This window comes from Pseudomonas sp. EA_105y_Pfl2_R69 (assembly GCF_963970915.1).
Classification (GTDB): domain Bacteria; phylum Pseudomonadota; class Gammaproteobacteria; order Pseudomonadales; family Pseudomonadaceae; genus Aquipseudomonas.
The window spans coordinates 151,109-177,669 of the sequence record NZ_CAXAOO010000004.1; the positions used below are offsets into that span (position 1 = coordinate 151,109).

Consider the following 26,561-nt stretch of genomic DNA (forward strand, 5'->3'; position numbering starts at 1 on the left):
TGTTGATTCAGGGCGGGGAATCCGCCCAAACCACATTCCAGACAATGTGGGTACGTTTATATAAAAAGAGGCCTACGGGTCTAGGACTGGGTTCCCGTATGCCTCCTTGCGAGCTGGCCGACTTAAGCAGCCGGGGCTCTTGTTATCCGGCGAGGTCGCGATTGGCGACTTCACTCAGAATACGTTCCATGACCTGCTCGATGGAAAGCTCGGTGGAATCCAGCTGGATCGCATCGGCTGCCGGTATAAGCGGAGCCACTGCGCGCTGGGTATCGCGCTCATCGCGCGCCCGAATCTCATCAAGAAGACTCGCGAGATTAACATCATCGCCCTTGTTCTTCAACTGCAAGTAACGGCGGCGCGCACGCTCCTCGGCACTGGCGGTGAGAAATACCTTGAGCGGCGCGTCGGGAAACACCACGGTACCCATGTCGCGACCATCGGCGACCAGGCCGGGCATCTCCTGAAACGCCTGCTGACGCATCAGCAGCGCCTCGCGCACCGCCGGCAGGGAGGCCACCAGGGAAGCCCCGGCACCGATCTGCTCGTTGCGAATGGCGTCCGTGACTTCCTCGCCCTCGAGAATGATGCGCTGGCCATGACCCGCGCCACCGGCAACGAACTGCACGTCCAGATGGGCGGCGAGTAGCTTCATCGCCTCTTCATTGGTCAGGTCGACTCCATGGTTGCGCGCGGCAAAGGCTAGCAGGCGGTAGAGCGCACCGGAATCCAGCAGGTTCCAGCCCAATTGCTTGGCCAGCAGGCCGGCGATGGTGCCCTTGCCCGAACCACTGGGGCCGTCGATGGTGATAACCGGAGCGACGATCATGCCTTACCCTCCTCCGCAACCCGCAGACCGACCTGGGCCGACAGCGCCAGGAAGTTGGGGAAGGATGTGGCGACGTTGGCGCAGTCATGGATGCGGATCGGCGCGCTGGCGCGCAGCGAGGCGACGCTGAAGGCCATGGCGATACGGTGATCGCCGTGGGCCCAGACTTCGCCGCCGCCGATGCTGCCACCCTCAATGATAATGCCATCCGGGGTCGGCTCGGCCTTGACGCCCAAAGCGATCAGACCATCGGCCATGACCTGGATACGATCGGACTCCTTGACCCGCAGCTCTTCGGCACCGCGCAGCACGGTGCGGCCGGAGGCGCAGGAGGCGGCGACGAACAGCACCGGGAACTCGTCGATGGCCAGCGGCACCAGATCTTCGGGGATGTCGATGCCTTTCAGCTTGGCGCTGCGCACGCGAATATCCGCCACCGGTTCGCCACCCACGACGCGCTGGTTCTCCAGGGTGATATCGCCACCCATCAGCTTGAGAATACTGATCACACCGGTGCGGGTCGGGTTGATGCCGACATGCTCCAGCAGCAGCTCGGAATCCTCGGCAATGCTGCCGGCGACCAGGAAGAAGGCCGCCGAGGAAATATCCGCCGGCACTTCGATATGGGTCGCGCTCAGCTTGTGGCCCGACTCGACGCTGGCGGTGCTGCCCTCGACCGTTACCGGGTAGCCGAAGCCGCGCAGCATGCGCTCGGTATGGTCGCGGGTCGGTGCCGGCTCGGTGACCGAGGTGGTCCCGGCGGCATACAGACCTGCCAGCAACAGACAGGATTTGACCTGGGCACTGGCCATGGGCATTTCGTAATCCATACCGGTCAGGCGCTGGCCACCGCGAATGGTCAGCGGCGGCCGGCCTTCGGGGCCGGTCTCGATCACCGCGCCCATCGCCCGCAGCGGCTTGGCCACGCGATTCATCGGACGCTTGGACAGCGACGCATCGCCGGTCAGAGTGGTGTCGAAGGGTTGCGCGGCCAGCAGACCGGAGAGCAGACGCATCGAGGTGCCGGAGTTCCCCATATACAGCGGGCCGACCGGTGCCTTGAGGCCATGCAGACCAACGCCATGCACGGTCACGCGGCCGTGATGCGGGCCTTCGATGACCACGCCCATATCGCGAAACGCCTGAATGGTCGCCAGCGCATCCTCACCCTCGAGGAAGCCCTCGACCTGGGTGGTACCCTCGGCCAGGGAGCCGAGCATGATCGATCGATGGGACATGGATTTGTCACCCGGTACGCGAATACGCCCGGAGAGTTTGCCGCCAGGGTTGGCCAGGAAAATCAGATCATTCGAGTGCATAGCGTCCACATAAGCCCTGCGGGCCAGAATTTTGCCGAAATGCTCACGGGCAACCCGGGCGCGGGTAAACACGCCCAGCAGTTGATGCCCGTCCCCTGCGTCGACCGCATCACGCAAGGCGTCGAGGTCGTCGCGAAATACATCCAGAGTACGCAGCACGGCCTCGCGGTTAGCGAGGAAGATGTCGTGCCACATCACCGGGTCGCTGCCGGCGATCCGCGTAAAGTCGCGGAAACCGCCGGCGGCGTAACGAAAAATCTCCAGGTTCTCACTGCGTTTGGCCAGCGAGTCGACCAGGGTAAAGGCCAGCAAGTGCGGCAGATGACTGGTGGCCGCCAGCACCTGATCGTGGTGCTCGACCTGCATATGCTCGACATCCGCACCCAGCTCGCGCCACAGGCTGTCGACCAGGGCCAGGGCCGCCTCGTCGCTCTGCTCGCACGGCGTGAGAATCACCTTGTGGCGGCGGAACAGCTGCCCATTGGCCGCCTCGACGCCACTCTGCTCGGAGCCGGCAATCGGGTGCCCGGGCACGAAACGCACCGCCTTGTCGGCAAAGGCCAGGCCTGCGGCGCGCACCACATTACCCTTGGCACTGCCGACATCGGTGAGCACCGCCTGGCCCAGGTCGAGCCCGGCCAACTCGCCCAGCAACTTCTCCATGGCCAGAATAGGCACCGCCAGCTGGATCACATCGGCACCCTGGCAGGCGCTGGCCAGATCAGTTTCGCAGCGATCAACCACTCCCAACTCCACCGCCAGGCGGCACGACTCGGGATCCAGATCCATGCCCACCACCTCACGGCACAGACCGCGCTCGCGCAGCCCCTTGGCGAAGGAGCCACCGATCAGCCCCAGCCCGATCACCAGCAGACGGCCGATCATGGGCACGGCCGCGACAGACAACTTCGCTCCACTCACGCGCCCAGCACCTTGGCCAAGGCCTCGAGAAAGCGTGCGTTCTCGGCCGGCAGACCGATGGAAACACGGAGGAAATTCGGCATGCCGTAACCGGCTACCGGCCGCACGATAACGCCTTCGCGCAGCAGCGCCTGGTTGATCGCCGCAGTATCTCGGGCAAAGTCCACGGCGATAAAGTTGCCTTTCGACGGTATCCAGCTCAGGCCCAGCTCGCACAAGCCGGCTTCGAGCTGCGCCATGCCCGCATCGTTGAGCTGACGGCTTTTAGCCAGGTAGCCGGCATCATCCAGGGCCGCGCAGGCGGCGGCCAGGGCCAGGCTGTTGACGTTGAACGGCTGGCGCACGCGGTTCAGCACATCGGCGATCTGTGCCGAGCTGAGCGCATAGCCTACCCGCAGCGACGCCAGGCCATAGGCCTTGGAGAAGGTGCGTGAGACCAGCAGATTCTCATAGCGGGCCAGGTACTGGAGGCCGTCCGGCAACTCATCACCTTCGGCGTACTCGATATAGGCCTCATCCAGCACCACCAGCACGTTCTGCGGCACGCGAGCAAGAAAGCGCTCCAGCGCGTCGGGGCCAAACCAGGTACCGGTGGGGTTGTTCGGGTTGGCGATAAACACCACGCGGGTATTGGCGTCGATGGCCGCCAGCATGGATTCCAGGTCGTGGCCGTAGTCCTTGGCCGGCACCACCTTGCCCTGGGCACCTACGGCCTGGGTCGAGATGGGGTAAACGGCAAAGGCGTACTGACTGAATACCGCGTTCAGGCCGGGGGCCAGGTAGGCACGGGCGACCAGATCGAGAATGTCGTTGGAACCATTGCCCAGGGTGACCTGGCTGATCTGCACGCCACAGCGCGCGGCCAGGCGGCTTTTCAGCTCGAAGCCATTGCCATCGGGGTAACGGGTCAGCTCGGCAAGCTCGCCGCGAATCGCCTCCAGCGCCTTGGCGCTGGGACCCAGCGGGTTTTCGTTACTGGCCAGTTTGACGATGCTCGCCGGGTCCAGATCCAGCTCGCGGGCCAGCTCATCCACCGGTTTGCCCGGCACATAGGGCGACAGCTTTTGTACGCCTGGCTGGGCCAGGGCGAGGAAATCGGTCATACAACGCCTCAAGCTTCAAGCGGCAAGCTGCAAGAAAAAGCCGGGCGAGTCCGCTTGAGGCTTGAGGCTTGGAGCTTGCGGCTGGTTTTAAAGTACCGCTTTCGGATAGGAGCCCAGCACCTTGAGCGCCACGGCTTCCTGATTGATCTTTTCCAGCACGTCCTTGATCAGCGGATCACGGTGGTGGCCGACGAAGTCGATAAAGAACACGTAGGTCCACTTGCCGCTGCGCGAGGGGCGGGTTTCGATGCGGGTCAGGTCGATGCCATTGTTATGGAACGGCACCAGCAGCTCATGCAGCGCGCCCGGCTTGTTGCGCATGGAGACGATAACCGAGGTCTTGTCGTCGCCAGTCGGCGGCACTTCCTGGCTGCCGATAATCAAGAAGCGCGTGGAGTTGTCCGGACGGTCTTCGATCTTCTCCGCCAGCTTGGTCAGGCCATACAGGCTGGCCGCCATATCGCCGGCAATCGCCGCCGAATTCCACTCGCCCTTCACCCGCTTGGCCGCATCGGCGTTGCTCGACACTGCCACGCGCTCGACGTTGGGGTAATGCGCGTCCAGCCACTTGCGGCACTGGGCCAGGGACTGGGCATGGGAGTAGATGCGGGTGATCTTGTCGGTCTTGGTGGTTTCACCGACCAGCAGGTGGTGGTGGATGCGCAGCTCGACTTCACCACAGATGACCATGTCGTGCTCGAGGAAGCTGTCGAGGGTGTGATTGATCGCACCCTCGGTGGAGTTCTCCACCGGCACCACGCCGAAGTTCACCGCGCCGGCGGCCACTTCGCGGAATACCTCGTCGATCGCCGCCATCGGCACACTGATCACCGCGTGACCAAAGTGCTTCATCGCCGCCGCCTGGCTGAAGGTGCCCTCGGGGCCCAGGTAGGCGACCTTGAGCGGGTTTTCCAGGGCCAGGCAGGAGGACATGATTTCGCGGAACAACCGGGCCATTTCCTCGTTGCCCAGCGGCCCCTGATTACGCTCCATGATGCGCTTGAGCACCTGGGCTTCGCGCTCGGGGCGGTAGAACACCGGTTTCTCCCCGATCGGCAGGGCCTTCATCTTGACCCGCGCGACTTCTTCGGCGCAGCTGGCACGGTCGCTGATCAGCTCGAGAATTTTTTCATCGAGGCAGTCGATACGTAGGCGCAGGGCCTGCAGTTCCTGTTCGGAGAGTTGATCGGTCATCAACCGTGCTCCTTTTCGAATTCCGCCATATAGGCCACCAGCGCCTCGACGGCATCCAGACCCACGGCGTTATAGATGGAAGCACGCATGCCGCCCACCGAGCGATGGCCCTTGAGGTTGAGCAGACCGCGAGCGTCGGCACCGGCGAGGAAGGCCTTGTCCAGCTTCTCGTCGGCCAGGCGGAACGGCACGTTCATCCAGGAACGGGCGTTGAGCGCAATCGGGTTGCTGTAGAAGTCGCTGGTATCGATGGCCTTGTACAGCAGGTCCTTCTTGGCGCGGTTGATACGCTCCATGGCCTCGACGCCGCCCTGCTCTTTCAGCCACTCGAACACCAGGCCGGACAGGTACCAGGAGAAGGTCGCCGGAGTGTTGTACATCGAGCCGTTATCGGCCGCGACTTTGTAGTTGAGCATGGTCGGGCAGACACTGCGGGCACGGCCCAGCAGGTCTTCGCGGACGATGGTCACCACCAGGCCGCTGGGGCCGATATTCTTCTGCGCACCGGCGTAGATCAGGCCGAACTTCGACACGTCGAGCGGGCGCGAGAGGATGTCGGAAGACATGTCCGCCACCAGCGGCACGTCGCCGACCTCGGGAATCCAGTCGAACTGCAGGCCACCGATGGTTTCGTTGCTGGCGTAGTGCAGGTAGGCGGCGTCTTTCGACAGCTGCCACTCGTTCTGCCCGGGAATCGCGAAGTAGTCATAGGCCTTGGCGCTGGCGGCAACATTGATGTTGCCGTAACGGCTGGCTTCTTCGATGCTCTTCTTCGACCAGATACCGGTGTCGATATAGTCGGCGACGCCGTCTTCGGGCAACAGGTTGAGCGCAATCTCGGCGAACTGCTGGCTGGCACCGCCCTGCAGGAACAACACCTTGTAGTCATTGGGGATGACCAGCAGATCGCGCAGATCCTGCTCGGCCTTCTCGGCAATGGCGGTGTACTCGTCGCTGCGATGGCTCATTTCCATCACCGACAGGCCCTTGCCGTGCCAGTCGAGGAGCTCCGCCTGGGCGCGCCGCAGAACAGCTTCAGGAAGCGCGGCCGGGCCGGCGCAGAAGTTATAGGCTCGCTTGCTCACATCCACTCTCGCTCAAAATAGTGGGCGGGCTGGTGCGTGCCAGCAGCCGCCGAATCCTACCAGGCTGTTGAAAAACTACCTGCGTTGGCATTACTGCGTTAAAAACAGGCTCGGAATGCTCATTTACAGCAGTAAACTCCGCTTCCTCGCCGTTTTGACCAGCCAGAGGCTGTTACTAACGTAGCGCCTTGTCCTGCCTGCCTCGCCTACATTTTTCAACGGCCTGCTACGCTGTCAGGGGCGAGCGCACCCGCCCCGACAGATCACTCCTCGCCGACCGGGCTTTCGTCGGCAACGCCATCGGAGGCCTCGAGGCTTTCGCTGACAACCACCTCGACGCCCTCTTCGCCTTCCAGCAGCTCCTCGTCGTCCTCGACGGAAGGCTCCTGTACCCGCTCGAGACCGACCAGGGATTCGTCCTTGGCCAGCTTGATCAGGGTCACGCCCTGGGTGTTACGCCCCAGGCTGGACACTTCACTGACGCGAGTGCGCACCAGAGTGCCCTGGTCGGAAATCAGCATGATCTCCTCACCGTCGAGCACCTGCACGGCACCCACCAGCTTGCCGTTACGCTCGTTGCTGACCATGGCGATCACGCCCTGGCCGCCACGACCGCGACGCGGGAACTCGGCCATCGCGGTGCGCTTGCCGTAGCCGCGCTCGGAGGCGGTGAGAATCTGCGCGTCGACCTCCGGGATCAGCATGGAGATGATCTCCTGCCCTTCCGGCAGGCGCATGCCACGTACACCGCGAGCCGTACGGCCCATGGTGCGCACCTTGCTTTCCTTGAAGCGAATCACCTTGCCGCCATCGGAGAACATCATCACTTCGCGAGCACCGTCAGTCACGGCAGCGGAGATCAGGGTGTCGTCTTCGTCCAGCCTGAGGGCAATCAGGCCCGAGCTGCGCGGACGACTGAACTGCACCAAGGGAGTCTTCTTCACGGTGCCCTTGGCCGTGGCCATAAAGATGTAGGCACCGGTCGGCTCGTCCGGAGTTTCGTCGTCGGCGTCATCGCCTTCGGCCAGATCCTCGATTTCTTCGGCCTCGATCACCACGCCTTCGATATCGTCCTGCTCGTCACCTTCCGGAGCCTGCTGACGCAGCGCCTCGAGATCGATCTGGAGCATGGCGGTGATGCGCTCGCCTTCGCCCAGCGGCAACAGGTTGACCAGCGGACGACCGCGAGCGGCGCGCGAGGCTTCCGGAATCTCGTAGGTCTTCAGCCAGTACACCTTGCCCTTGCTGGAGAACAGCAACAGCGTGGAGTGGCTGTTGGCGACCAGCAGGTGAGCGATGTAATCCTCGTCCTTGATGCCGGTGGCCGACTTGCCCTTACCGCCGCGACGCTGCGCCTGGTAGGAATGCAGCGGCTGGCTCTTGGCATAACCGCCGTGGGAGATGGTAACCACCCGCTCCTCTTCGGTGATCAGATCGGCCAGGGTCAGATCCAGACGGTTGTCGAGAATCTCGGTGCGGCGCTTGTCGCCAAACTCGGCCTTGACCGCTTCCAGCTCCTCGCGAATCACTTCCATCAGGCGCGTGGCGCTGGTGAGGATGCGGATCAGCTCGCCGATCTGGGTGAGGATTTCCTGGTATTCGGCCAGCAGTTTTTCATGCTCAAGACCGGTCAGACGGTGCAGGCGCAGCTCGAGGATGGCCTGAGCCTGTTCCGGCGAGAGGAAGTACTTGCCGTCGCGTAGACCGTACTGCGGATCGAGGTCGTCCGGGCGGCAGGCGTCGGCACCGGCGCGCTCGACCATGGTTTCCACCGCACTGGATTCCCAGGGCGTGGCAATCAGCGCCAGCTTGGCCTCGGCCGGGGTCGGCGAAGCCTTGATCAGAGCGATTACCGGGTCGATGTTGGACAGGGCAACCGCCTGGCCTTCGAGGATATGCCCACGCTCACGGGCCTTGCGCAGCTCGAACACGGTGCGCCGGGTGACCACTTCACGGCGGTGCAGAATAAAGGCTTCGAGCATGTCCTTGAGGTTAAGGACCTTCGGCTGACCATCGATCAGCGCCACCACGTTGATGCCGAACACGCTCTGCATCTGGGTCTGGGCGTAGAGGTTGTTGAGCACCACTTCCGGCACTTCGCCGCGGCGCAGCTCGATCACGATGCGCATGCCATCCTTGTCGGACTCATCGCGCAGCTCGGTGATGCCTTCGAGCTTCTTCTCCTTGACCAGCTCGGCGATCTTCTCGATCAGACGCGCCTTGTTCAGCTGATACGGCAGCTCGCTGACGATGATCTGCTGACGGCCACCGACCTTGTCGATGTCTTCGATAATTGCCCGGGCACGCATATAGATGCGCCCACGGCCGGTGCGGTAGGCCTCGATGATGCCGGCGCGACCGTTGATGATCGCCGCGGTCGGGAAGTCCGGACCGGGGATGTACTGCATCAGCTCATCGACGGTCAGCTCGCCGTTGTCGATCAGCGCCAGACAACCATTGATCACTTCCGTGAGGTTGTGCGGCGGAATATTGGTGGCCATGCCCACGGCGATACCGCTGGAGCCGTTGACCAGCAGGTTGGGGATCTTGGTCGGCATGACCGCCGGGATCATCTCGGTGCCGTCGTAGTTCGGCACCCAGTCGACGGTTTCTTTATGCAGGTCAGCCAGCAGCTCATGGGCCAGCTTGGTCATGCGCACTTCGGTGTAACGCATGGCCGCAGCGTTGTCGCCGTCCACCGAACCGAAGTTGCCCTGACCATCGACCAGCAGGTAACGCAGGGAGAATGGCTGCGCCATACGCACGATGGTGTCGTAGACCGCGGTATCACCGTGGGGGTGATATTTACCGATGACGTCACCGACCACACGGGCGGACTTCTTATATGCCTTGTTCCAGTCGTTGCCCAACTCGCTCATGGCAAACAGCACCCGACGGTGCACGGGCTTCAAGCCATCGCGTGCATCCGGCAGCGCTCGCCCGACGATCACGCTCATCGCGTAATCGAGGTAGGACTGCTTGAGTTCGTCTTCAATATTGACCGGGAGGATTTCTTTGGCCAGTTCGCCCATGAGTAGCCTTGTTCCTTTTTCTGGTGAAACTCCGCGCCATTCGTCCTGAATGGAACAGAGCCTGTCGCTGCGCCTTCAGGCCTCCAGCGACTCACGACAAATCAATGAGTTATGCCATGTAGCTGCGCAGTTGAGATGCCCGCAATGGCCACCCCTGAAAACCGCCGGAGCTTACCACAATCGCCGCGGCGCACCTATCCCCAGCGGCAGCCGGGCGACTAGTTGCACAAGGCTACAAAAAAGCTCAATGCAAACGCTTGCGGCACATCAGCTGCGCCATTTTCGCCGCATCCGGACGATCGATTACACCCTTCTCGGTCACCAGGAAGTCGATCAGATCCGCCGGGGTCACGTCGAACACCGGATTCAGTGCAGCAATCTCGCCGGCCACCCGCTTGCCCCCCAGCTCCAGCAGTTCGCTGCCGGCCCGCTCCTCGATGGGAATGTCGTCGCCATGCTCCATGCTCATATCGATGGTCGAACTGGGAGCCACCACCATAAAGCGCACGCCGTGGTGCATGGCATTGACCGCCAGCTGGTAGGTGCCGATCTTGTTGGCCACATCGCCATTGGCGGCGATACGGTCGGCCCCGACTATGACCCAGGTGATGCCGCGGGTTTTCATCAGGTGCGCAGCGGCCGAGTCGGCGTTCACCGTGACCGGAATACCGTCGGCGGCCAGTTCCCAGGCAGTCAAACGCGAACCCTGCAGCCAGGGCCGGGTCTCGTCGGCGTAGACGCGCTCAACCAGACCGTCCAGATAGGCTGCGCGGATCACCCCCAGGGCGGTGCCGAAGCCGCCGGTAGCCAGGGCTCCGGCGTTGCAGTGGGTGAGCAGGTTCTGCAGATTACCCTGATGCTTGCGGATCAGCTCGACGCCGAGCTGAGCCATGGTCAGGTTGGCGTCGCGATCACTCTGATGAATGCCCACCGCCTCGGCTTCCAGCACCGCCAAGACAACATCATCCTCTTTCACCCGCTCCAGACGCTCGCGCATACGGTTGAGCGCCCAGACCAGGTTGACCGCGGTCGGCCGCGCGGCGGCCAGCAGGGCAAAGTCCTCCTCCAGCGCCGCGCGCCAGTCGCCACCAGCAGCCAGCCGCGCACGCACGGCCAGCACCAACGCATAGGCCGCACTGATGCCGATGGCCGGTGCCCCGCGCACCACCATGTCGCGGATGGCCTCGGCCACAGCGGCTGCAGTGCTGTAACTGAGCCAGGTTTCCTCGAAAGGCAAGGCGCGCTGGTCGAGCAGATGCAGCGCACCAGCGCGCCACTCGATAGCCCTGACCTGCTCTGCCGCTAGCAATTGCTCGCGCATGACGCACCCCTCCCGGAAAAAGCCGAGCATTATACGCACAAGGCCCGCCAAACAGCGCCAGCCCGCTCGGGCAATCGGGCCAGCCAGGCGCTTTCAGCTTCAAGCCTAGGGCGTTCCTCTATAAACTCGCCATTTCACTGACCGCCGGAAGCGCTCCTTATGCCCCACGCCCCCCTCGACCTGCTGCTGCTCCCCACCTGGCTGGTGCCGGTAGAACCCGCAGGCGTGGTCTTGCATGAGCACGGCCTGGGCATCCGTGACGGCCGCATCGCGCTGATCGCACCGCGCGCCGAAGCGCTCCAGCACAGCGCCCTGCAGGTTCTCGAACTGCCGGGCCGGCTGCTGACCCCGGGCCTGATCAATGCCCACGGGCATGCCGCCATGACCCTGTTTCGCGGCCTGGCCGACGACCTGCCCCTGAACACCTGGCTGGAGCAGCATATCTGGCCGGCCGAGGCCAAGTGGGTCAACGAGCAGTTCGTCCAGGACGGCACCGAACTGGCCATCGCCGAGCAGCTCAAGGGCGGCATCAGCTGCTTTTCGGACATGTACTTCTTTCCAGAAACGGCCTGCGAACTGGTGCACAAGAGCGGTATCCGCGCGCAGATCAGCATCCCCGTGCTGGACTTCCCCATCCCCGGCGCGCGCGACGCCAGCGAAGCACTGCGCAAGGGTCTGGGCCTGTTCGACGACCTCAAGCACCACCCGCGCCTGAGCGTGGCCTTCGGCCCCCATGCGCCCTATACGGTCAGCGACGACAAACTGGAAAATATCCGCATGCTCGCCGAGGAGCTGGACGCCGGCATCCATATGCATGTGCACGAGACCGCCTTCGAAGTGCAGCAGAGCCTTAGTCAGCACGGCGAACGCCCCCTGGCCCGCCTGCAGCGCCTGGGCCTGCTCGGCCCGCGCTTCCAGGCCGTGCACATGACCCAGATCGACGACGACGACCTGGCGCTGCTGGTGGCCAGCAACAGCAGCGTGATCCACTGCCCGGAGTCCAACCTCAAGCTGGCCAGCGGCTTCTGTCCGGTGGAACGGCTCTGGCAGGCCGGGGTCAATGTGGCCATCGGCACCGACGGCGCGGCGAGCAACAACGATCTCGACCTGCTCGGCGAAACCCGTACCGCCGCCCTCCTGGCCAAGGCCGTGGCCGGCTCGGCCAGCGCCCTCAACGCCCACAGCGCGCTGCGCATGGCCACCCTCAACGGGGCCCGCGCCCTCGGCCTGGACCAGCAGATCGGCTCGCTGGAGCTGGGCAAGGCCGCCGACCTCACGGTGTTCGACCTCAACGGCCTAGCCCAGCAACCGGTCTACGACCCGGTATCGCAACTGCTCTACGCTGGCGGCCGGGCCTGCACCGAGCATGTCTGGGTGGGCGGCAAGCAGCTACTCGACGGCGGTCAACTGACCCGCCTGGACGAACAGCGAATCATCGCCAACGCCCGCGCCTGGGGGGCAAAAATCGCGGGGAAATAGCTGCAGGCCAAAGAATACGGGCACTGCGACAAACTGACATACATTGGGCGCACAACAGGTGTCCAATCCACCCGGCGAAACTGGCAACATGAGCACCTTGCGCTCCCACTCTCGCCGCAGCCTGATTCAGGGATTTATATGAGCAACGTCGATCACGCCGAAATCGCCAAATTCGAAGCCCTCGCCCATCGCTGGTGGGACCGCGAAAGCGAATTCAAGCCACTGCACGATATCAACCCGCTGCGGGTCAACTGGATCGACGAACGCGTCGGCCTGGCCGGCAAGAAGGTGTTGGACGTTGGCTGCGGCGGCGGCATTCTCAGCGAATCCATGGCCCAGCGCGGTGCCACAGTAACCGGCATCGACATGGGCGAAGCGCCGCTGGCCGTGGCCCAGTTGCATCAGCTGGAATCCGGCGTGAGTGTCGAATACCGGCAGATCACCGCCGAGGCCCTGGCCGAGGAGATGCCCGGCCAGTTCGATGTGGTCACCTGCCTGGAGATGCTCGAACACGTACCCGACCCGGCGTCGGTCATCCGCGCCTGCTACACCATGGTCAAACCCGGCGGCCAGGTGTTCTTCTCCACCATCAACCGCAACCCCAAGGCCTATATGTTTGCCGTGATCGGGGCCGAATACCTGCTGCGCCTGCTGCCTCGCGGCACCCACGATTTCAAGAAATTTATCCGCCCCTCGGAACTGGGAGCCTGGAGCCGCGTAGCCGGCCTCGAGGTCAAGGACATTATCGGCCTGACCTACAACCCTCTGAGCAAGCGCTACAAGCTGGAAGCGGACGTCGACGTCAACTATATGATCCAGACTCTCAAGGAGGCGTAGGGCGTGCCATCCGTTATTTCCCTGCAGCGTTGCTGCCAGAAAACCGGCCAGGCTAGGCGCTGGCCGCAGGCAATGGTTGTTCCATTGCCAAGGACAGCAACAACGCATGGCCGATCTTCTGACGCAACCCGTAGGGCCGGGTCTGTTTTGGCGCGATGCTGCGTTTCTCGCCGCTCATTTGGAATAACCAAACTTCACGGCTCGTGCCTGGCCTCGCGCCAAAACAGACTCCGGCGCTGCAAGGGAAATAACCAATGACACGCCCAATGCGCTTGCGCGCGGTTCTATTCGATATGGACGGCACCCTGCTCGACAGCGCGCCGGACTTTATCGCCATCTGCCAGGCCATGCGCGCCGATCGTGGGCTGCCCGCGATCGCCGACAAGTTGATCCGTGACCAGGTTTCCGGTGGTGCCCGCGCCATGGTGGCCGCCAACTTCGCCATGGACCCCGACGCCGAGTCCTTCGAAGCCCTGCGCCTGGAGTTTCTCGAACGCTATCAGGCGCACTGTGCGGTACTGACCCGTCCGTTCGACGGCATGAGTGAGCTGCTCGACGAGATCGAGCAGGCCAAACTGATCTGGGGCGTGGCGACCAACAAGCCGCTGCGTTACGCCGAGCCGATCATGCAGCAGCTCGGTCTGGCGCAACGCTCGGCGGTGCTGGTCTGCCCGGACCACGTCAGCCGCAGCAAGCCCGATCCGGAGATGCTCCTGCTGGCCTGTGCCCAGATCGGCATACAGCCGGGCGAGGCCCTGTTTGTCGGCGACGACGAGCGTGATATCGAGGCAGGCCGCGCCGCTGGCTGCAAGACCGCCGCGGTAACCTACGGCTATATCCACCCACAAGACAACCCACGCAACTGGGGTGCCGACGTGGTGGTGGATCACCCACTGGAACTGCGCGCCGTACTCGAGCGGGCACTGTGCGGCTGCTGACACCGCAGCCGCACGCCAGTATCCAGCCAGTTGCCGTCCGACGCTTTGGCTTTTAACTTGATGCTTGCCGCTTGAGGCTTGCCGCCCTCCGAAGGAGTTCCCATGTTCGACTATTCCGTTCGCCCCGACCTGCTCAAGGACCGCGTGATTCTGGTCACCGGTGCCGGCCGCGGGATCGGTGCGGCCGCCGCCAAGACCTTTGCCGCCTTTGGTGCCACGGTGCTGCTGCTGGGCAAGACCGAAGAAAACCTCGGCCGGGTTTACGACGCCATCGAAGCGGCCGGCCACCCGCAGCCGGTGGTGATCCCGTTCAATCTGGAAACCGCCCTGCCGCACCAATACGATGAACTGGCGGCCACGATAGAGAACGAGTTCGGCAAGCTCGACGGCCTGCTGCACAACGCCTCGATCATCGGCCCGCGCACGCCACTGGAGCAGCTTTCCGGCGACAACTTCATGCGCGTCATGCAGGTCAACGTCAACGCCATGTTTATGCTCACCAGCACCCTGTTGCCGCTGCTGAAACTCTCCAGCGACGCCTCGGTGGTATTTACCTCCAGCAGCGTCGGCCGCAAGGGCCGCGCTTACTGGGGTGCCTACGCGGTATCGAAATTCGCCACCGAGGGCCTGATGCAGGTACTCGCCGACGAAGTCGACGGCATTGCCAATGTGCGCGCCAACAGCGTCAACCCGGGTGCCACCCGCACCGACATGCGCGCCCAGGCCTACCCGGGCGAAAACCCGACCAACAACCCGCTGCCGGAAGCCATCATGCCGATCTACCTGTACCTGATGGGCCCGGACAGCACCGGGGTCAATGGCCAGGCGTTCGACGCCCAGTAGCTCGCGGCCTGCTGCGCATCGATCGGCACGCGCGCGTAGGTTGGCGTTGAGCGCAGCGAAGCCCGACAGCGGCAGATCTCGTTAGGCTTCGTCGCGCTGCTCCTCAGCGGAACGCCGCCCAACCCAGCCTACAACCGACGGGCCCGGACAGCACGAGGGGTCAATGGCCTGACGCTCGACAACTTGCAACCCCTCGCTCCTACCGCCGGTTTTCCGGCGGCCGCCATAACGGTAGCGGCAAATAGCCATTACCAGCGGCAAGCAACCGGCAGTTTCTTGCCGCGCCAATTCAGCCACACAGAACTAAATGCATGAAATAAAAGCATTTTTTCTATAACAGTGCGCTTGGCATGAAATTCGCTCTACCTCTTCCAGTCGTCGCGAATCGCGCAAGAGGTAAGGCTTAATGGCCCCGCACAACCAATCCAACACCATAGACTTCGATGCCGCCAAGTTGCAGCGTCTGGGCTATGCCAGCAGGGCGCAAAAGACTCTCAAACCGGTCAGCCTGGCGCAACTGCGCCAACAGCTAAGCCTGCAACTGCAGACCTCCCTGGAAACCGAGCGCATTCTCGAACTGTTCTTCGACGCCGTGCAGCGCCTGGTACCGCTCAGCGCCCTGAGCTACCAGCTGGCCTCCTGCGACCTGCGCCTGGATCTGGGCGAGCGCGCCAACCACTCGGCCGGCTACCGCCTCAACCACGACGGCGAATACCTCGGCGAGCTGACCTTCCGCCGCAACCAGCGCTTCAGCGAAGACGAACTGGGCCAACTCGAATCCCTGCTGGCCAGCCTGTTGTTCCCACTGCGCAACGCCCTGCTCTACCGCGCCGCCCTGCAGACCGCACTGCGCGACCCGCTGACCGAAACCGGCAACCGCGTGGCCATGACCCAGACCCTGCAGCGTGAGGTCGACATGGCCCGGCGCAACCTGCAGCCACTGTCGGTGCTGATGGTCGATATCGACCACTTCAAGCAGATCAACGACCAGCACGGTCACAGCATTGGCGATGAGGCACTCAAGGCCGTGGCCAACGCCCTGAAAGACAGCCTGCGCAATGTCGACATGGTGTTCCGCTATGGCGGCGAGGAATTTCTGGTGCTGCTTTCCAATACCAGCCGCGAAGCCGCCTCCATGGTCGGCGAGCGCCTGCGCATGGCGGTCATGGGCATCCAGTACCTGGTGGAGCATCGCGCCATCGCCCTGTCCGTCAGCCTCGGCTGCGCCTGCCTGCTGCCGGGCGAATCCATGGAAAGCCTGCTGCGCCGGGCCGACAGCGCCCTTTACGTGTCCAAACGCGAAGGCCGTAACCGCCTGTCCATGGCTGGCTGACTATCACGGATATGCAAAAGGCGACCCGAGGGTCGCCTTTTGTTTTACAGCACCCGGGCGTTACTCGGGCTTGCGGCTACCACGACCAAAGCCAGGGCGCTGACCCTCGCTGGTCGGCTGGCTGCGACGCTTGACCGGTGCACCGGCCGGCTTGCGCGACGGACGCTCGGTCAGGGCCACGGCGGGACGCGGCTGCGCGCCGGGCTTGGCCGGACGCTTCTTGTTGACGTCACGCGGTCGCTCGGCCACCGGCGTGCCCTTGCCCGCCTGACCACGGCCTTGCGGCTCACGCCCCGACTCGGGACGTGGCGCGCGTGGCGTACGCTGCGGGTGCTCGCCCCGCTCCGCGCCTTCGCCACGGGGTGCCCGTGCGCGCCCCTGGTCGCCCTCGCTCGCGCCACCATGGGCCGGACGCAGGGTCCGCTCCGGACGCGCGGCGCGGCCCACCGGCTTGGCCGATTTGCGCTGCAGGCGATCGAGCTTGTCGCGGGTCTTTTCCTTCATATCCGGCAGGGCCACCGGCTTGAGGCCGACTTCCTCGCTGAGAATATCCACTTCGCGCTGGCTCATTTCGCGCCAGCGGCCCATGGTCAGGTCCGAGGTGATAAATACCGGGCCGAAGCGCACGCGCTTCAGACGGCTGACCACCAGGCCCTGGGATTCCCATAGACGACGCACTTCACGGTTGCGGCCTTCCATCACCACGCAGTGGTACCAGTGGTTGAAGCCTTCGCCGCCGGGGGCTTCCTTGATGTCGGTGAACTTGGCCGGGCCGTCTTCGAGCATCACCCCGGCCTTCAGGCGTTCGATCATCTCCTCGTCGACTTCGCCGCGCACGCGCACGGCGTACTCGCGGTCCATCTGATAGGAAGGGTGCATCAGGCGGTTGGCCAGTTCACCGTCGGTGGTGAACATCAGCAGACCGGTGGTATTGATGTCGAGGCGGCCGATATTGATCCAGCGACCTTCTTTCGGCCGCGGCAGACGGTCGAACACGGTCGGACGGCCTTCCGGGTCGTCACGGGTGCAGATCTCGCCTTCGGGCTTGTTATAGATGATCACGCGGCGCACGCTCTCGGCGGCTTCTTCGCGGCGAATCACCTTGCCATCGACGGCAATCGCGTCGTGCAGGTCGACCCGCATGCCGAGGCTGGCGATTGCGCCATTGACCTTGACCCTGCCGGCGCTGATCCAGGCTTCGATTTCACGGCGTGAAGCCAGGCCCATGCGCGCCATGACTTTCTGCAGTTTCTCGCCTGCTGGGCTGTATTCTTCGGATTCACTCATCTGGGCACCTCCCGGTGTTTTCTCTGGTGATGGACGACAGCAAGTCGTCGAAGGGGCGCGGAGCATACGCGAAACGCGGCACTTGCGCACTGACTCAGCGTAGCAGCCGCCAGCCGAGTCGATAGCCGGCAATACGGCGAAGCCTCCGAAAGCGCGCTGCCCGGATGCAATCCGGGTCGCTACCGCCCCTTCACTCAGGCAGCTGCTCTTTATCCAGGGCCGAATGAGGCTCCCCTGCATCGGCAAGCTCATCGTCCTGCTCGGGCAGATCGTCGAAGTCGGTCTTCAGCCCCTGCTCCATCGAGTCCAGCTCGGCCAGCAGGCTGCTGAAACTGGTTTCCTCGCTCGCCTCCAGCGCCTCCAGCGCCTCCAGCGCCGGCTCGTCGGCCAGGGCCAGATCGGCGCGGGCCTGCAGGCTTTGCGGGGCTTCCTGCTCGTCGTCGAAGGCCAGCAGCGGCTCCGGCTCCAGCTCGCGCAGGGCGGCCAGGGGCGGGAGCTCGTCGAGGCTTTTCAGGTTGAAGTGATCGAGAAACAGCCGGGTGGTGGCGAACATCGCCGGCTTGCCCGGCACATCGCGGTAGCCGACCACACGAATCCATTCGCGCTCCAGCAGGGTCTTGACGATATGGCTGTTGACCGCCACACCGCGCACATCCTCGATCTCGCCGCGGGTGATGGGCTGACGGTAGGCGATCAGCGCCAGGGTCTCGAGCATGGCCCGCGAGTAGCGCTGCGGACGTTCTTCCCACAACCGCCCGACCCAGGGCGCGAAACGCTCACGCACTTGCAGACGGTAACCGGACGCCACTTCGATAAGCTCGAAGGCGCGCCCTTCGCAGGACTTGCCCAGGTGCGTCAGCGCCTTCTTGAAGACCGCCGGTTCCGGACGTTCGCCCTCTTCGAACAACTCGTACAGGCGCTCCAGCGACTGCGGTTTGCCGGAGGCCAGCAGGAAGGCTTCCAGCAGGCTGGCCAGTTCACGGGGTTCGTTGAGATTCATGCTTATTCAGCCCGCGCACGCACATGGATTGGCCCATAGGCCTCGTTTTGTACCAGCTCGACCAGGGATTCCTTGATCAGCTCGAGTACCGCCATAAAGGTTACCACCACCCCGAGCTTGCCTTCCTCTGCACTGAACAGCGCGACAAAGGGCACAAAACCGCCGCCCTTGAGGCGCTCCAGCACCTCGCTCATACGTTCGCGGGTCGACAGCGCCTCGCGGGTCACCTGGTGGCTTTCGAACATGTCGGCGCGGCGCAGCACCTCGGCCATGGACAGCAGCAGCTCTTCCAGGCTGACATCCGGCAGCAGTTTGCGCGCCCGCGCTTCGGGGGCCTCCAGTCGCGGCACGGTGAGGTCGCGGCCAACCCGGGTGAGGCCATCGATGCCTTCGGCGGCGGCCTTGTAGCGCTCGTACTCCTGCAGACGGCGGATCAGCTCGGCACGCGGATCGTCTTCTTCGACCTCGGCCTCGCTGGAGCGCGGCAGCAGCATGCGCGACTTGATCTCGGCGAGCATGGCCGCCATCACCAGGTACTCGGCGGCCAGTTCCAGGCGCACCGACTGCATCAGCTCGACATAACCCATGTACTGGCGGGTGATTTCCGCCACCGGGATATCCAGCACGTCGATGTTCTGTTTGCGAATCAGGTAGAGCAACAGATCCAGCGGCCCCTCGAAGGCTTCCAGGAAGACTTCCAGGGCATCCGGCGGGATATACAGGTCCAGCGGCATCTCGGTCACCGCCTGGCCATAGACCAGGGCGAACGGCAGTTCCTGCTGAGCACCGGCCTGGGTATCGACGGTTTCCTGCGACGGCGGATTGGACATGGGGCTCTCGTTGGCGGACTTAGCGGTAATTCAAACCCAGGGCCATGCGCACTTCGCCCAGGGTTTCGCGGGCCTCGGAACGTGCCCGGTCGGCCCCTTCGGCGAGAATCTGGCGCACCAGGTCGGGGTTGTCCTGATAATCCAGCGCCCGCGCCTGCAAGGGTTTCAACTCGTTCTGCACGGCCTCGATCAGCGGGGCCTTGCACTCCAGGCAGCCGATGCCCGCGCTTTTGCAACCCTGCTGGACCCAGGTGCAGGTTGCCTCACTGGAATACAGCTGGTGCATCGGCCACACCGGGCAGAGCGCCGGATCGCCAGGGTCGCCGCGGTGCACCCGCGCGGGGTCCGTGGGCATACGGCGGATCTTGTCCTCGACCTCGCCTGCACTATCGCGCAGGAAAATCGCATTGTTGTTGGACTTGGACATCTTGCTGCCATCCAGGCCCAGCAGCTTCGGCGATTCGCTCAGCAATGGCTGGGGCTCGGGCAGGATCACCTTGCCGCCGCCCTCCAGGTAGCCGAACAGCCGCTCCTTGTCGCCCAGGGTCATGCTTTGCTGATCCTTGAGCAGGGCGCGGGCGATCTCCAGGGAGTCGACATCGCCCTGTTCCTGATAAGCCTTGCGCAGGTTGTTGTAGAGCGTGGCGGTTTTCTTTCCCAGCTTGACGATGGCCGCCTCGGCCTTGTCTTCGAAACCCGGCTCGCGCCCGTAGAGGTGATTGAAGCGGCGCGCCACATCGCGGGCGAACTCGATATGCGCCAGCTGATCGCTGCCCACCGGCACCACGCCGGCGCGATAGAGCAGGATGTCAGCGGCCTGCAGCAGGGGATAACCGAGAAAACCGAAGGTGCTCAGGTCCTTGCCGTGCAACTGTTCCTGCTGCTCCTTGTAGGACGGCACCCGCTCCAGCCAGCTGAGCGGGCAGATCATCGACAGCAGCAGGTGCAGTTCGGCGTGCTCGGGTACCTGGGACTGGATAAACAGGGTCGCCGAACTGGGGCTGATACCGGCCGCCAGCCAATCCACCGCCATGTCCATCACCCGCTGGGAAAGCGAGCCAACCTCATCGTAGTCGGTGGTCAGGGCATGCAGGTCGACGATGCAGAAGAAGCACTCGTAGCTGTGCTGCATCTTGACCCAGTTTTTCAGCACGCCGTGGTAGTGGCCAAGGTGCAGGCGGCCACTGGGGCGCATGCCGGACAGCACGCGGCGCTCGGAATCGACAAGACTCAAACCAGGTTACCTAAACGAATCGACAGGGGACAAAGTATAGCGAGGCTCGCCGCCGCTGCGGGAAAAACGACGAGGGAACCGCCCAGGGGGCATCGGGTCTTATTTTATGATGCCACGGGCATAGTCCTCTGCAGTCATGGCCAACGGCAGAGTCGCGCGCAGGCCGCCACTGGCTGAGCGCGTATCCCGCCCCCACTTCGGGAGAGCGCAGCATGAAAACGTCCCTTCTCAGCGTCGCCATCGCCGTACTGGCCGCCTGTGTGCTGGCCCTGTCGTCGCCAGCCGTGCAGGCCGGCATGATCGCAACTCAGGAAGTCATCGCCGAACAGGCCACCCAGGCCGACCGCGACAAAGTCAGCGAATTCCTCGCCCGCGCCAGCGTGCAGGAGCATTTGCAGCAAATGGATGTATCGCCAGCCCTGGCCCGTAACCGGGTCGATGCGCTGACACCGACGGAAGTCGCCACCCTCGCCCAGCGTATCGACAGCCTGCCGGCTGCCGGAGCATTGAGCGGCAATGATGTGATCATCATCCTGCTGGTGGCCGTTCTGGTGGTGCTGGTGCTATAGCCTCGAGCGCTGCAACGGCAGCCGAGACGGATAGAGGAGCAACGCCTTTCGGCGAGACACTCAGGCCTCGACGAAGGGCGTCGGGTCGCCGCAGCCGACGCGGACGATTTCCGGCTCATCGTCGAGCAGGCTGACCACGGTGGAAGCCGCCAGCCCGCCGAAACCGCCATCGATGATCAGGTCGACCTGATGCTCGAGAATCTGACGCATCTCGTAGGGGTCGCTCATCGGCAGGTCTTCGCCCGGCAGGATCAGGCTGACGCTCATCAGCGGCTCGCCAAACTCCTCCAGCAAGGCCATGGCGATCGGATGGCTGGGCACGCGCAGCCCTATGGTGCGGCGCTTGGCGTGCAACAGCATGCGCGGCACTTCGCGGGTGGCGCTGAGGATAAAGGTATAGGGCCCGGGCGTATGGGTCTTGAGCAGACGGAAGGCCGCCGTATCGACCTTGGCAAAGCTGCTGAGCTGCGACAGGTCGCGGCACACCAGGGTGAAGTTGTGCTTGTCGTCCAGTTGGCGCAGGCGGCGAATGCGCTCTACCGCGTTCTTGTCGCCGATATGGCAGCCGACCGCATAGGATGAATCGGTCGGATAGATCACCACACCGCCGGCCCTGATGATCGCCACCGCCTGTTTTATCAGGCGCGACTGAGGATTTTCCGGATGGATCTGGAAGAACTGACTCACGCTAAAACCCTGTTCAGATTGCAGTAGGCTGCTGGACATGCTGAAACCGTGCCCAAAGGGGCGGTAGATCCTCGGGAACCGGGCGATATACGCCCAACTCTGACCACTGACCCGGTGCGTGAAAATCACTGCCCGCGGTGACGAACATGCCGAATTCGCGCGACAGAATCGCCAGGCTGCCGACCTGCTCGGCCGGCTGCATACCGTTGACCACTTCCAGCGAGTGCCCACCGGCACCGACGAATTCGGCGATCAACTTGCGCCTTTTACTCCGAGTAAAGTCGTACTGCCAGGGATGCGCCAGGCTGACCCAGGCACCGGCACGGCGCAGGGTATCCACGGCCTGCGCCAATTCGGGCCAGTGCTGTTTGACATCGCCCAGCTTGCCCGAGCCCAGCCATTTGCGAAACGCTTCGGCGCGGTCCTTGACATAACCGCTGCGCACCAGAAAATCGGCGAAATGCGGCCGCGCCGGAGCATTGCCGCTGTCGCCAAGCTCCTGCTGCATGGCCCGCGCGCCATCCAACGCCCCCGGCATGCCCTTGGCTTCCAGGCGCTTGCCGATCTCCGCGGCGCGCAACCAGCGGCCCTCGTGCAATTCGGCAATCGCCTGCTGCAGCGCCGGCGCATCACGATTGAAGGCATAGCCCAGCACATGAATGGTCGCCCCGCCCCAGGTGCAGGACAGCTCGATGCCATTGACCAGCTGCATACCCAAGGCCTGCGCGGCCGCGTGCGCCTCATCCAGCCCATCCAGGGTGTCGTGATCGGTCAGAGCCAGCAAACGCACACCGCGCTCGAACGCCCGCGCCACCACCAAAGCCGGCGCAAGTGCGCCATCCGAAGCGGTGCTGTGGCAATGCAGATCGACATCCATAGAGGCGCTTTCCCGGTAATTTATGTTTGTTATTATGCCGGCAGATATGGATTCTTGCTGGCCTGCGCCAATATTTCCTCGACTTTGCCTGGCCGGGCTGCTTTTCTCCCCGCACACCAGCCCAGCGCCACGCCCCTAATTAAGGACCGAGATGCTCTACGCCATCATTGCCACCGATGTGGAAAACTCCCTGGAAAACCGCCTCAGCGCCCGCCCCGCCCATCTGGCCCGGCTGGAGCAGCTGAAAAGCGAAGGCCGCCTGGTGCTGGCCGGCCCGCACCCGGCCGTGGACAGCAGCGACCCGGGCTCGGCCGGCTTTACCGGCAGCCTGATCGTGGCCGAATTCGATTCCCTGAGCGCCGCACAGAGCTGGGCCGACGCCGACCCCTATCGCGCGGCCGGAGTCTATGCCGCGGTCCAGGTCAAGCCGTTCAAGCTGGTCCTGCCCTGACGCCGGCCGCCGTGCCGAATGCCCGATAACAATAAGTACAAACAGGAGTTCCGATGCGTCCAGACCCGCTGATTCTGCTACTGACCCTGTCGCTGAGCGCCGCCGCGCAGGCCGAGCAAAGCCCGCCGCAGCCACCGGCGGCGCAAGTGTCCGCGGCCCAGGCGCAGATCGACAGCCTGGAACAGCGTCTGGCCATCAGCGAGGAACAACGCGAAGCCATAGCAGCCGAGCTGCAGGCCAACGACGGCGAACGCGAGAGCGTGCAGTTGCAACGCCTGCGCCAGGAGAACCAGCGCCTCAAGCTGCAGCTCAAGAAGGTTCAGGCCCAGGCCCCGCAGCAGTTGGTCAGCGAGCAGCAGATATGGTTTGCCATCGGTGCCGGGGCCGGCCTGCTCGGGGTTATCATCGGAGCATTGCTGCGCGGCAAGCGACGTTCGCGCCGAGAGTGGTTGAACTGAGCCTATGAGTGCCTTGCTGTTAATCGACGACGACATCGAACTGTGCGAGCTGCTGGCCAGCTGGCTGACCCAGGAAGGCTTCCAGGTCAGCGCCTGCCACGACGGCAGCAGTGCGCGCCTGGCCCTGGCCACTCAGGCTCCGGATGCGGTGGTGCTGGATGTCATGCTGCCCGACGGCAGCGGCCTGGAGCTGCTCAAGCAGTTGCGCAGCGACCATCCCGAACTGCCGGTACTGATGCTCTCCGCCCGCGGCGAACCGCTTGACCGTATTCTCGGCCTGGAGTTGGGTGCCGATGACTACCTGGCCAAACCCTGCGACCCTCGCGAGCTGACCGCGCGCCTGCGTGCCGTGCTGCGCCGCGCGCTGCCTCCCGCCGCCTCCAGCCAGCTGGAGCTGGGCGACCTGCATTACAGCCAGGCCCGCGGCATCGTCGCCCTGGGCGAGCAGGAAGTGCTCCTGACCCTCTCGGAGAGCCGTATCCTCGAAGCTCTGCTGCGCCAACCAGGGGAGCCGGTGGACAAACAGGAGCTGGCGCAACTGGCCCTGGGCCGCAAGCTGACCCTGTATGACCGCAGCCTGGACATGCACGTCAGCAACCTGCGCAAGAAACTCGGCCCCCATGCCGATGGTCGCCCGCGCATCCTCGCCTTGCGCAGCCGCGGCTATTACTACAGCGTTTAAAACCTGCTGCGCGTCGGCCCTGCTGCGTTAAAAACAGGCTCGGAATGCCGCTTGCGGCTAACGCGCTTTAGCGCGACCCGGAGGGCGAGTGAAACGAGTAATGCTCATGTGCAGCAGTAAACTCGCGTGCGAGCCCAGTCCGCTTGATTCGCTGCACTCACCCTATGGGCCAGCCGATGGCTGTTACTCCGCTGCGCTGCGTATCTCGCCTGTTTTGACCAGCCGGAGGCTGTTACTAACGCAGCGCCTTGCATGACTCTAGCTCGCGAGGTTTTACAGAGATTATGTAAATCAGTTCCGCCGCGCTCTTTACCCAAGCTTTACCTTGCCCTGACCGCCCCTGACCTTGACCGCCCTAGACTGGGCTCATCCGGTATCAACCGGTTTCAGACAAGGAGATCCATCATGCGCAAGACCCTTACCGCTGTATTGCTCGCCCTGACCCTGCCGACCCTGGCCATGGCCATGCCCGAAGGCGGCCCGTATCACGGCGGCGGCCATCATGGCGAACACGGCTCGCGGATGTTCAAAGAGCTCGATCTGAGCAGGGAGCAATCCCGCGAAATCCGCAAACTGATGGGCGAGCAGATGAAGAATCGCCATGCCATCACCCAGCGCTACCTGGACAAACTCCCGGCCGCCGAACGGCAAGCCATGCAGGATGAGCTCAAGGCCGCCAAGGACAAGCAGCACAGCGCCATCCGCGACCTGCTCAAGCCCGAGCAACAGAAAGCCTTCGATGAGCACCAGAAGAAGATGGAAGAGCGCCGCGCCGAGCGTCAGGCATTCAAAGCCTGGCAGGCCGAGCAGGCGAAGAAGAACTAACCCGGCCTAGCGGTCATACGTCCATCACGCCGTAAGGTCTGATGGGCGTAACCGTTTCCACCACAGCCATTAACTACTAAGGAGCTACCGTGCGGTCACTGTTCTGGCGCATCTTTGCCAGCTTCTGGCTGGCTATTGCCCTGGTTGCCGGGCTGTCCATGCTGCTTGGGCGCATGCTCAACCAGGACGCCTGGCTGCTCAGCCAGCACCCCGCCGTGGCGGGGCTGGCCGAAGGCTGGACGCAGCGCTATGAACAACAGGGCCCTCAGGCCGCCCAGGCGTATCTGGAGCAGCGCAAAGAAAGGTTTCGCATCAATGTGCAGGTGCTCGGCGAGAACGGTCAGCCCCTGGTGCGCGGCACCTTTCCGCCCCGCGCGGCGGCCTTCGAAGCCCGCGCACAAAACCCCAAGCGCCTGCCCTGGCGGCGTCTGAATGACGATTACAACAGCCCGCTGAGCGGTGCAACCTACCTGTTTATCTACCGCATCCCCAATCCAGAAGTGGCCGCCTGGCAGCGCGAAAGCCTGCTGATGCCGCTGAGCGCGCTGGGCATCGCCCTAGTGGTGCTGACCCTGTTCAGCCTCTGGCTGACCCTGTCCATCACCCGCCCCCTCGACCGCCTGCGCGGCGCGGTGCACGACCTCGGCCAGACCGCCTACCAGCAGAACAGCCTGGCGCACCTGGCCCAGCGCCGCGATGAGCTGGGCGTGCTGGCCAGCGACTTCAACCGCATGGGCGCGCGCCTGCAGGGCTTGATCGGCAGCCAGCGCCAGTTGCTGCGCGACGTCTCCCACGAGCTACGCTCGCCCCTGGCGCGCCTACGCATCGCCCTGGCCCTGGCCGAGCGCGCCGACGCGGCAGAGCGGGAAACCTTCTGGCCGCGCCTGACCCGCGAATGCGATCGCCTGGAGGCGCTGATCGGCGAAATCCTCGCCCTCGCGCGCCTCGATGCCGACCCGGGCGCGGCGCAGCCCATCGAGCTCGACGGCTTGCTGCACAAACTGCAGGAAGATGCCCTGCTGGACGCCCCCGAACAGCGGATTGCCCTGCAGTTGACCCCGGGCCTCAGCCTCAACGGCTGGCCCGATATGCTCGAACGTGCCCTGGAAAACCTGCTGCGCAATGCCCTGCGCTTCAATCCGGCGGGGCAACCGATTGAACTGAGTGCAAGCCAGCACGGCGGGCACTTGCGGATCAGCGTGCGCGACCACGGCCCCGGCGTTCCCCAGGAGCACCTGGCCCGCCTGGGCGAACCGTTTTTCCGCGCCCCCGGACAAACCAGCCCCGGCCACGGCCTGGGCCTGGCGATTGCCCGCCGCGCCGCCGAGCGCCACGGCGGTCGCCTGGAACTGAGCAATCTGGCCCAGGGCGGTTTCTGCGCCAGCCTGCTGCTGCCGCTCGGGCAGGCGCGCCAGGCGGTGAACTGA

The 26,561-nt window shown here is 64.0% G+C and carries 25 protein-coding genes; 11 read left to right on the forward strand and 14 right to left on the reverse strand.

The window, feature by feature from the left end:
• Positions 1 to 142: 142 nt before the first annotated feature.
• The 7 genes from cmk to mtnA all read right to left on the reverse strand — a co-directional run bounded on the left by cmk (position 143) and on the right by mtnA (position 10,804).
• Positions 143 to 829 carry a (d)CMP kinase gene (cmk, locus tag AACY13_RS12805; RefSeq protein ID WP_339461966.1) on the reverse strand — a complete coding sequence of 229 codons (687 nt, stop codon included), beginning with the start codon at positions 827 to 829 and terminating at the stop codon, positions 143 to 145.
• Positions 826 to 3,033, reverse strand: a complete 2,208-nt coding sequence (locus AACY13_RS12810) for a bifunctional prephenate dehydrogenase/3-phosphoshikimate 1-carboxyvinyltransferase (protein ID WP_339462343.1) — start codon at positions 3,031 to 3,033, stop codon at positions 826 to 828. Before AACY13_RS12810 ends, cmk begins: the two co-directional genes overlap by 4 nt.
• Positions 3,034 to 3,065: 32 nt before the next feature.
• Positions 3,066 to 4,172: a histidinol-phosphate transaminase gene (gene hisC, locus AACY13_RS12815; RefSeq protein ID WP_339461967.1), complete on the reverse strand. Its 1,107-nt coding sequence runs from the start codon at positions 4,170 to 4,172 to the stop codon at positions 3,066 to 3,068.
• An 87-nt stretch (positions 4,173 to 4,259) separates the two neighbouring features.
• A complete protein-coding gene (gene pheA / locus AACY13_RS12820) occupies positions 4,260 to 5,366 on the reverse strand; it encodes a prephenate dehydratase (protein WP_339461968.1) in 1,107 nt (368 codons plus the stop codon).
• Complete coding sequence (gene serC, locus AACY13_RS12825) at positions 5,366 to 6,451, reverse strand: 3-phosphoserine/phosphohydroxythreonine transaminase (RefSeq protein WP_339461969.1); 1,086 nt, start codon at positions 6,449 to 6,451, stop codon at positions 5,366 to 5,368. The genes pheA and serC overlap by 1 nt, the downstream gene beginning before the upstream one ends.
• A 263-nt stretch (positions 6,452 to 6,714) precedes the next feature.
• On the reverse strand, positions 6,715 to 9,483 hold the full coding sequence (gene gyrA, locus AACY13_RS12830) for a DNA gyrase subunit A (protein ID WP_339461970.1): 2,769 nt from the start codon (positions 9,481 to 9,483) through the stop codon (positions 6,715 to 6,717).
• A gap of 244 nt (positions 9,484 to 9,727) precedes the next feature.
• Positions 9,728 to 10,804 carry an S-methyl-5-thioribose-1-phosphate isomerase gene (gene mtnA, locus AACY13_RS12835; RefSeq protein WP_339461971.1) on the reverse strand — a complete coding sequence of 359 codons (1,077 nt, stop codon included), beginning with the start codon at positions 10,802 to 10,804 and terminating at the stop codon, positions 9,728 to 9,730.
• A 159-nt stretch (positions 10,805 to 10,963) separates the two neighbouring features.
• Here mtnA and AACY13_RS12840 point away from each other — a divergent pair, with 159 nt between their 5' ends.
• Together AACY13_RS12840 and ubiG are read left to right on the forward strand one after the other, a co-directional pair.
• A complete protein-coding gene (locus AACY13_RS12840; RefSeq protein ID WP_339461972.1) occupies positions 10,964 to 12,283 on the forward strand; it encodes a TRZ/ATZ family hydrolase in 1,320 nt (439 codons plus the stop codon).
• Positions 12,284 to 12,421: 138 nt separating this feature from the next.
• Positions 12,422 to 13,120 (forward strand): bifunctional 2-polyprenyl-6-hydroxyphenol methylase/3-demethylubiquinol 3-O-methyltransferase UbiG, encoded by a 699-nt coding sequence (gene ubiG, locus AACY13_RS12845; protein WP_339461973.1) that lies wholly within the window; start codon positions 12,422 to 12,424, stop codon positions 13,118 to 13,120.
• 52 nt (positions 13,121 to 13,172) lie between these two features.
• On the opposite strand, the gene AACY13_RS12850 is transcribed toward ubiG, so the two are convergent.
• Positions 13,173 to 13,298: a hypothetical protein gene (locus AACY13_RS12850; protein ID WP_339461974.1), complete on the reverse strand. Its 126-nt coding sequence runs from the start codon at positions 13,296 to 13,298 to the stop codon at positions 13,173 to 13,175.
• 88 nt (positions 13,299 to 13,386) lie between these two features.
• Between AACY13_RS12850 and mupP the strand changes: the two genes are divergently transcribed.
• The 3 genes from mupP to AACY13_RS12865 all read left to right on the forward strand — a co-directional run bounded on the left by mupP (position 13,387) and on the right by AACY13_RS12865 (position 16,234).
• A complete protein-coding gene (mupP, locus tag AACY13_RS12855; protein ID WP_339462344.1) occupies positions 13,387 to 14,058 on the forward strand; it encodes an N-acetylmuramic acid 6-phosphate phosphatase MupP in 672 nt (223 codons plus the stop codon).
• 102 nt (positions 14,059 to 14,160) lie between these two features.
• Complete coding sequence (locus tag AACY13_RS12860) at positions 14,161 to 14,901, forward strand: YciK family oxidoreductase (protein ID WP_339461975.1); 741 nt, start codon at positions 14,161 to 14,163, stop codon at positions 14,899 to 14,901.
• 406 nt (positions 14,902 to 15,307) lie between these two features.
• Positions 15,308 to 16,234: a GGDEF domain-containing protein gene (locus AACY13_RS12865; RefSeq protein WP_339461976.1), complete on the forward strand. Its 927-nt coding sequence runs from the start codon at positions 15,308 to 15,310 to the stop codon at positions 16,232 to 16,234.
• A gap of 60 nt (positions 16,235 to 16,294) precedes the next feature.
• Here AACY13_RS12865 and rluB read toward each other — a convergent pair whose 3' ends face one another.
• From rluB to AACY13_RS12885, 4 genes are all read right to left on the reverse strand, one after another.
• The gene (gene rluB, locus AACY13_RS12870) at positions 16,295 to 17,521 is read right to left on the reverse strand and encodes a 23S rRNA pseudouridine(2605) synthase RluB (protein ID WP_339461977.1); all 1,227 of its coding nucleotides are present in this window, start codon (positions 17,519 to 17,521) and stop codon (positions 16,295 to 16,297) included.
• A 190-nt stretch (positions 17,522 to 17,711) separates the two neighbouring features.
• Positions 17,712 to 18,521: an SMC-Scp complex subunit ScpB gene (gene scpB / locus AACY13_RS12875; protein WP_339461978.1), complete on the reverse strand. Its 810-nt coding sequence runs from the start codon at positions 18,519 to 18,521 to the stop codon at positions 17,712 to 17,714.
• 2 nt (positions 18,522 to 18,523) lie between these two features.
• Positions 18,524 to 19,222, reverse strand: coding sequence for a segregation and condensation protein A (locus tag AACY13_RS12880; RefSeq protein ID WP_339462345.1), 699 nt, complete (start codon positions 19,220 to 19,222; stop codon positions 18,524 to 18,526).
• Between the two features lie 148 nt (positions 19,223 to 19,370).
• Positions 19,371 to 20,585 carry a tryptophan--tRNA ligase gene (locus tag AACY13_RS12885; protein WP_339461979.1) on the reverse strand — a complete coding sequence of 405 codons (1,215 nt, stop codon included), beginning with the start codon at positions 20,583 to 20,585 and terminating at the stop codon, positions 19,371 to 19,373.
• A gap of 212 nt (positions 20,586 to 20,797) precedes the next feature.
• Here AACY13_RS12885 and AACY13_RS12890 point away from each other — a divergent pair, with 212 nt between their 5' ends.
• Positions 20,798 to 21,154 carry a PA2779 family protein gene (locus tag AACY13_RS12890; RefSeq protein ID WP_339461980.1) on the forward strand — a complete coding sequence of 119 codons (357 nt, stop codon included), beginning with the start codon at positions 20,798 to 20,800 and terminating at the stop codon, positions 21,152 to 21,154.
• 60 nt (positions 21,155 to 21,214) lie between these two features.
• On the opposite strand, the gene AACY13_RS12895 is transcribed toward AACY13_RS12890, so the two are convergent.
• On the reverse strand, positions 21,215 to 21,841 hold the full coding sequence (locus tag AACY13_RS12895) for an L-threonylcarbamoyladenylate synthase (RefSeq protein WP_339461981.1): 627 nt from the start codon (positions 21,839 to 21,841) through the stop codon (positions 21,215 to 21,217).
• A 13-nt stretch (positions 21,842 to 21,854) separates the two neighbouring features.
• On the reverse strand, positions 21,855 to 22,718 hold the full coding sequence (locus tag AACY13_RS12900; RefSeq protein WP_339461982.1) for a PHP domain-containing protein: 864 nt from the start codon (positions 22,716 to 22,718) through the stop codon (positions 21,855 to 21,857).
• Positions 22,719 to 22,869: 151 nt separating this feature from the next.
• Here AACY13_RS12900 and AACY13_RS12905 point away from each other — a divergent pair, with 151 nt between their 5' ends.
• From AACY13_RS12905 to AACY13_RS12925, 5 genes are all read left to right on the forward strand, one after another.
• The gene (locus AACY13_RS12905; protein WP_339461983.1) at positions 22,870 to 23,169 is read left to right on the forward strand and encodes a YciI family protein; all 300 of its coding nucleotides are present in this window, start codon (positions 22,870 to 22,872) and stop codon (positions 23,167 to 23,169) included.
• Positions 23,170 to 23,222: 53 nt separating this feature from the next.
• The gene (locus AACY13_RS12910; protein WP_339461984.1) at positions 23,223 to 23,627 is read left to right on the forward strand and encodes a translation initiation factor 2; all 405 of its coding nucleotides are present in this window, start codon (positions 23,223 to 23,225) and stop codon (positions 23,625 to 23,627) included.
• 4 nt (positions 23,628 to 23,631) lie between these two features.
• Positions 23,632 to 24,309: a response regulator transcription factor gene (locus tag AACY13_RS12915; protein WP_339461985.1), complete on the forward strand. Its 678-nt coding sequence runs from the start codon at positions 23,632 to 23,634 to the stop codon at positions 24,307 to 24,309.
• 405 nt (positions 24,310 to 24,714) lie between these two features.
• Entirely contained in the window at positions 24,715 to 25,134 is a 420-nt protein-coding gene (locus AACY13_RS12920; RefSeq protein ID WP_339461986.1) for an LTXXQ domain protein, read from the forward strand.
• 89 nt (positions 25,135 to 25,223) lie between these two features.
• The gene (locus tag AACY13_RS12925) at positions 25,224 to 26,561 is read left to right on the forward strand and encodes a sensor histidine kinase (protein ID WP_339461987.1); all 1,338 of its coding nucleotides are present in this window, start codon (positions 25,224 to 25,226) and stop codon (positions 26,559 to 26,561) included.